A 5341-nucleotide genomic window follows, 5' to 3' on the forward strand; every position below is an offset into this window, starting at 1 on the left:
ATCTCCGGCTCCATGGCGAGGACCGTCGCCACGGCCACCCGGCGGCGCTGCCCGAAGGAGAGGTGGTGCGGCGGGCGGTCGGCGAAGTCCTGCATGCCGACCCGCTCCAGGGCCGTACGCACCCGCTGCTCCAGTGCCGGGCCCTTCAGGCCGGCCGCCGCCGGTCCGAACGCCACGTCCTCCCGCACCGTCGGCATGAACAGCTGGTCGTCCGGGTCCTGGAAGACGATGCCGACCTTCTGCCGGATCTCGGCCATGTGCCGCTTGCCGACCGGCATCCCGGCCACCGTCACCGTGCCGGTCCCGCCGCCGAGGATGCCGTTGAGATGCAGCACCAGGGTCGTCTTGCCGGCGCCGTTCGGGCCGAGCAGCGCCACCCGCTCCCCGCGTGCGATGGAGAAGTCGACGCCGAAGAGGGCCTGGTGCCCGTCGGGATAGGCGAAGGCGAGGCCGGAGACCTCGAGAGAAGGCACAGTCACAGGACCCATCCCAGCAGACAGACGACGAGCGCGGCACAGGGGAGGGCCAGTGCGTACGACCACTGCGTCCGGGACGCGGTCACCTCGTCGATGACCGGCATGGAACCGGCGTAGCCGCGGCTCACCATGGCCAGGTGGACCCGCTCCCCGCGCTCGTAGGAGCGGATGAACAGCGCGCCCGCGGACTTGGCGAGCACTCCCCAGTGCCGGATGCCGCGCGCCTCGAAGCCGCGTGACTCCCGGGCGATGCGCATGCGCCGCATCTCGTCGGTGATCACATCGCCGTAGCGGATCATGAAGGAGGCGATCTGGACCAGCAGCGGGGGCAGCTTCAGGCGCTGGAGGCCGAGCAGCAGTTCGCGCAGCTCGGTCGTGCTCGCCAGCAGCACGGACGCGGCGACCCCGAGGGTGCCCTTGGCGAGCACGTTCCAGGCGCCCCACAGGCCGCTCACGCTGAGGGACATGCCGAGGACGTCGACGCGTTCGCCCTCCGCCACGAACGGCATCAGCACGGCGAAGGCGACGAACGGGATCTCGATCAGCAGCCGTCCGAGCAGGAATCCGGCGGGCACGCGGGCCGCGGACGCGACGGCCGCGAGCAGCACGGCGTACAGGGCGAACGCCCACATCGCCTCGCGCGGGGTCGACACCACGACCACCACGAAGGCGAAGGCCGCGGCGAGCTTGGTGTGCGGCGGCAGCGCGTGCACGGGCGAGTGCCCGTGCCGGTACAGCCGGTGCGTGTGCCCCGCCCCCATCAGGCGGCCTGCGATGCGGAGGGACCGGAGGTGGCGGCCGAGGCGCTCGTACGGCGCCTGCGCACCACCCAGAACACCGTGCTGCCCACGACGACGGTGGAGCCGACGCCGATCACGCCCGCGAGCCCGCCGGACAGCCGGGCGTCGGAGATGTCCTTCACGCCGTAGTCGGCGAGCGGGGAGTCGGCGGAGGCGTGCCGCTCCTCCTTCTTGTCGATGCCCTGGTCGTGGGCGACCTTCTCCAGGCCGTCGGGGCTGGCCGAGGCGTAGAAGCTGACGAAGCCGGCGAGGACGAGCGAGGTGACCAGGCCGGTGATCCACAGCTTGCGGTGCGAGCGCGCCGCGGTCGGGACGGGCGTGGGCTCGGCGGCGGGGGCGTCGACCAGCTCGCCGTTCACGCGGAGCTTCAGCCGCTGTTGCAGCCCGCGCGCGCCGTACACCAGGTCGGGCCGTACGGCGATGACGGCGCCGACGGTCAGCGCGGTGATCGCGGCCTCGCCGATGCCGATGAGGACGTGCACGCCGATCATCGCGGTGGCGACCTTGCCGATCGACACGTCGGTGGTGCCGCCGATCGCGTAGATCAGCGTGAAGACGACGGCGGCGGCCGGGACGGAGAGGAGCGCGGCGGCGAAGGAGGCGACGGTGACCGAGCGGCGGCGGCGCGGCAGCACCTTCACCAGGCCGCGGAAGACGGCGTACGCCACGACCGTCGTGGTGATCGCCATGTCGGTGATGTTGACGCCGAGCGCGGTCAGCCCGCCGTCGGCGAAGAGGATGCCCTGCATGAGCAGGACGACCGAGACGCACAGGACCCCCGTGTAGGGACCCACGAGTATCGCGGCGAGCGCCCCGCCCAGGAGGTGGCCGCTGGTCCCGGCCGCGACGGGGAAGTTGAGCATCTGCACCGCGAAGATGAACGCGGCGACCAGGCCGGCCAGCGGCGCGGTGCGCTCGTCGAGCTCTCGGCGCGCGCCGCGCAGGCTCACCGCGAGGGCACCGGCGGCGACCACTCCGGCGGCGGCGGACGTGGGGGCGTTGATGAATCCGTCAGGCACATGCACCGTTCGATGATAGTGGCTTGTTGCGAACTGGTTGCAAGAGCGAGGCGGTCGTCATTTACACATCTGAGCGCCTGGCCGCCAAGATGTGTAAATCGGGATATATGGGACATTGGTAACGAAACGGGAAAATAGCTGCCGGGTAGGTCACCGATTGTGAGGGGTCGTCCGATGCCTGTAGTCGAGCAGTACGCACGAGCCCACATAGTCACCGATGACGACTCCTTGGACGAGCACGGTGCCGTCCCGGTCGTCCTGCGCTACGACCCGCAGGACGACCCGGGCTCGGTGCGGATCGGGTTGCCCGGATCGCACGAGTGGAGGTTCTCCCGGTCGCTGCTCGAACAGGGGCTGCGCGCCCCGGCCGGCAGCGGACCGGTGCGGGTGTGGCCCTGCGGCCGGGTGCAGGCCGTGGTCGAGTTCCACTCCCCGCAGGGCGTCTCGGTGGTGCAGTTCGAGACCAGGACGCTGCTGAGATTCCTGGGGAGCACCTACACGGCCGCGGCGGCGACCAGCAGGGCCATGGTCCACCACTGAGCGGGGAGCCGGTACCGCTCGCTCAGCCGCCCGCCTTCAGCAGGGCCGCCACGATCGGGCCCGCCGTGTCGCCGCCGTGGCCGCCCGCCTGGACGACGCCCGCCGCCGCGAGATCACCGCGGTAGGCGGTGAACCAGCCGTTCGGCTTCTCCTGGCCGTCGACCTCGGCGGAACCGGTCTTGGCGCCGACGTCGCCGCCGACCCCGGACATCGCCTTGGCCGCGGTGCCGTACGCCGCGGTGTACGCCATGACGTCCTTCAGCTGGGCCCGGGTCTTCGACGACATCGTGCGCGAGGCCTTCGCCAGCGTGCGGTGGTCCACTTCAGGGTCCACCAGGTACGGCTGGTGGAAGACGCCCGCCTGGACCGTCGCCGACACCGACGCCATGTTCAGCGGGTTCATGCGCACCCCGCCCTGCCCGATCAGCGAGGCGCCCATCTGCGCGCCGCTCTGCACCGGGACCGAGCCGTCGAACGACGGCACGCCGATGGCCCAGTTGTTCAGGCCGAGGCCGTAGACCTGCTGGGCCTCCTTCGTCAGGTCGCTGTCGGACAGCTTCGGCGCGAAATCGATGAAGGCGTTGTTGCAGGAGGCCCCGAAGCTCAGCTTGAAGCTGCCGTTCTTGATCTCGGAGTCGGCGTCGTTGTGGAACGTCCAGCCGGCGAGCTTGTACGTCTTGGGGCAGGGGTGCGAGGCGTCCGGGGTGACGAGCCCCTTCTCGAACAGCATCGTCGACGTCACGATCTTCATGGTGGAGCCGGGTGCCAGGGAGCCCTGGAAGGCGGTGTTGAAACCGTGGCCGGTGTTCGCCACGGCGAGGATCTCACCCGTCGAGGGGCGCATCACGACCACCGAAGCCCGCTTCTGCCGGGACACCTGTTCCTCGGCGGCGGCCTGGAGGGTGGGGCTCAGCGTCGTCCTCACCGTGCCCGGGGTGCCCTTGCTCAGCTCGGCCAGCGTCTTGTCGGGCAGCTCCGCCTTCTTCGACGCGGTGCCGCGCAGCACGCGCAGTTCCACGCCCGCCTTGCCGCCGGCGGTCTTGCCGTACTTGTCGCGCAGCCCGTCCAGCACCGTGCCCAGCGACGGGTACTTCGCGGCGGTCAGCTCGCCGCCGTCCCGGTCCAGGGCCTTCACCGGAGGGGTGCCGGACTCGCCGGTGACCAGCCTGTCGCCGTCCTTCAGGTCGGGGTGGACGACGGCCGCGTGCCAGTCGACCACCGGTGCGCCGTCGGTGGCACGGCGCACGACGGTCAGCGCGCTGTCGTACGCCAGCGGTTTGCTCAGGCCCTTGTACGACACCGTCGCCTTGACCTGGAAGGGGACCGTGCCGCCGCTGGGGGTGCCCTCGGTCAGCGTGACGTCCTTCAGGTGCGCGTCCTTGGCGTAACCGGTGAGCAGCGCGCCGGCCGCGGCGGAGTCGCTGGTCGTGGCGGCCGCCTCGGCCGGCCTGCCCTGCTGCCACGCCGACAGGAAGCGCCCGGCCGTGGTCTGCACCTCGGCCGCCGACAGGGGCCCGGTGGGCACCTTGCGCTGGCCGCTCGCCGACGTGGTCCGGGTCTGGTCCTCGGCCGCGGCGCCACCGCCGTACAGCACGTACGCGCCGACGCCGGCACCGACGGCGACCACGGCGATCACACCGCCGACCATGGCCGGACTCGTCCTCCGTCGCTCGGCGACGCGCCTTCTCTTGCCCACTGCCTTCCGTCCTTTGCGATCCCGAGGCCCCCGCCGCCCGCGCTGCTCGTGCCACCTTCGGCGCACCCACGCACCCAACGACGGCACCCACCCTAGAGTCCCGCTCTGTGCGGGTGACTTCGGCCGCCGGTCCGTAGCCAAGCTGCGACAAACCCGGGCCGTCCGGCTCAGCCGGCCGCGCGCAGCACCGCCGCCACGATGGGGCCGGCCGCGTCGCCGCCGTGTCCGCCCTCCTGGGTCATGGCGGCGGCGGCCACGTCGTTGCGGTACCCGGTGAACCAGCTGTTGGACTTCGCCTGCCCGTCGACCTCGGCGGAGCCGGTCTTCGCCCCGATCCTGCCCCTCAGCCCGGACATCGCGACGGCCGCCGTGCCGCTGGTGGCGGTGCGGTTCATCATCTGCCGCAGCTGGGCGACCGTGCTCGCCGGAAGGCCCCGGGCCGTGGCGAGTTCGCGGTCGTCGAGCTGCGGGGAGACGAGGACGGGCTGACGGAACCGGCCGGTCATGGCGGTGGCCGTCACCGACGCCATGTTCAGCGGGCTCATCTGCACCTGGCCCTGCCCGATCATGTTGGCCGCCTGGTCCGGGCCGGTGACGGCGGGCACCGAGCCGTCGAAGGAGGGGATGCCGCTCTTCCAGTTGTCCCGGCCGAGCCCGAAGCGGTCCTGGGCCTCCCTGGTCAGCGCGTCCGACCCCCCTCGGTCCGCGAGGTCGTCGGTGAGCTTGACGAAGGCCGTGTTGCAGGAGCGCGAGAAGCTGTCGGAGAGGCTGGCGTGCTCGTCGGGCTGGAGGCCCTTGAGGTTGTGGAAG

At 71.6% G+C, this 5341-nt stretch carries 6 protein-coding genes; 1 reads left to right on the top strand and 5 read right to left on the bottom strand.

What is annotated here, in order from left to right:
- The 3 genes from ABZ484_RS38285 to ABZ484_RS38295 form a co-directional block, all read right to left on the bottom strand.
- Window positions 1-488: ABC transporter ATP-binding protein (locus ABZ484_RS38285; RefSeq protein WP_358870568.1), on the bottom strand; the 488-nt coding region annotated here is incomplete at its 3' end.
- Entirely contained in the window at window positions 476-1237 is a 762-nt protein-coding gene (gene cbiQ, locus ABZ484_RS38290) for a cobalt ECF transporter T component CbiQ (RefSeq protein WP_358870569.1), read from the bottom strand. The genes cbiQ and ABZ484_RS38285, both read right to left, overlap by 13 nt.
- Complete coding sequence (locus tag ABZ484_RS38295) at window positions 1237-2301, bottom strand: energy-coupling factor ABC transporter permease (protein ID WP_358870570.1); 1065 nt, start codon at window positions 2299-2301, stop codon at window positions 1237-1239. The genes cbiQ and ABZ484_RS38295 overlap by 1 nt, the downstream gene beginning before the upstream one ends.
- A 168-nt stretch (window positions 2302-2469) precedes the next feature.
- On the opposite strand from ABZ484_RS38295, the gene ABZ484_RS38300 reads away from it, so the two are divergent.
- Window positions 2470-2835: an SsgA family sporulation/cell division regulator gene (locus ABZ484_RS38300; RefSeq protein WP_358870571.1), complete on the top strand. Its 366-nt coding sequence runs from the start codon at window positions 2470-2472 to the stop codon at window positions 2833-2835.
- Between the two features lie 22 nt (window positions 2836-2857).
- Here ABZ484_RS38300 and ABZ484_RS38305 read toward each other — a convergent pair whose 3' ends face one another.
- Window positions 2858-4531 (bottom strand): penicillin-binding transpeptidase domain-containing protein, encoded by a 1674-nt coding sequence (locus ABZ484_RS38305; protein ID WP_358870572.1) that lies wholly within the window; start codon window positions 4529-4531, stop codon window positions 2858-2860.
- A 167-nt stretch (window positions 4532-4698) separates the two neighbouring features.
- Window positions 4699-5341, bottom strand: a 643-nt coding sequence (locus ABZ484_RS38310) for a penicillin-binding transpeptidase domain-containing protein (protein WP_358870573.1), incomplete at its 5' end; no start/stop codon positions are given.

Origin of the sequence: Streptomyces sp. NPDC006393 (assembly GCF_040628575.1) — a bacterium.
Lineage (GTDB): Bacteria > Actinomycetota > Actinomycetes > Streptomycetales > Streptomycetaceae > Streptomyces.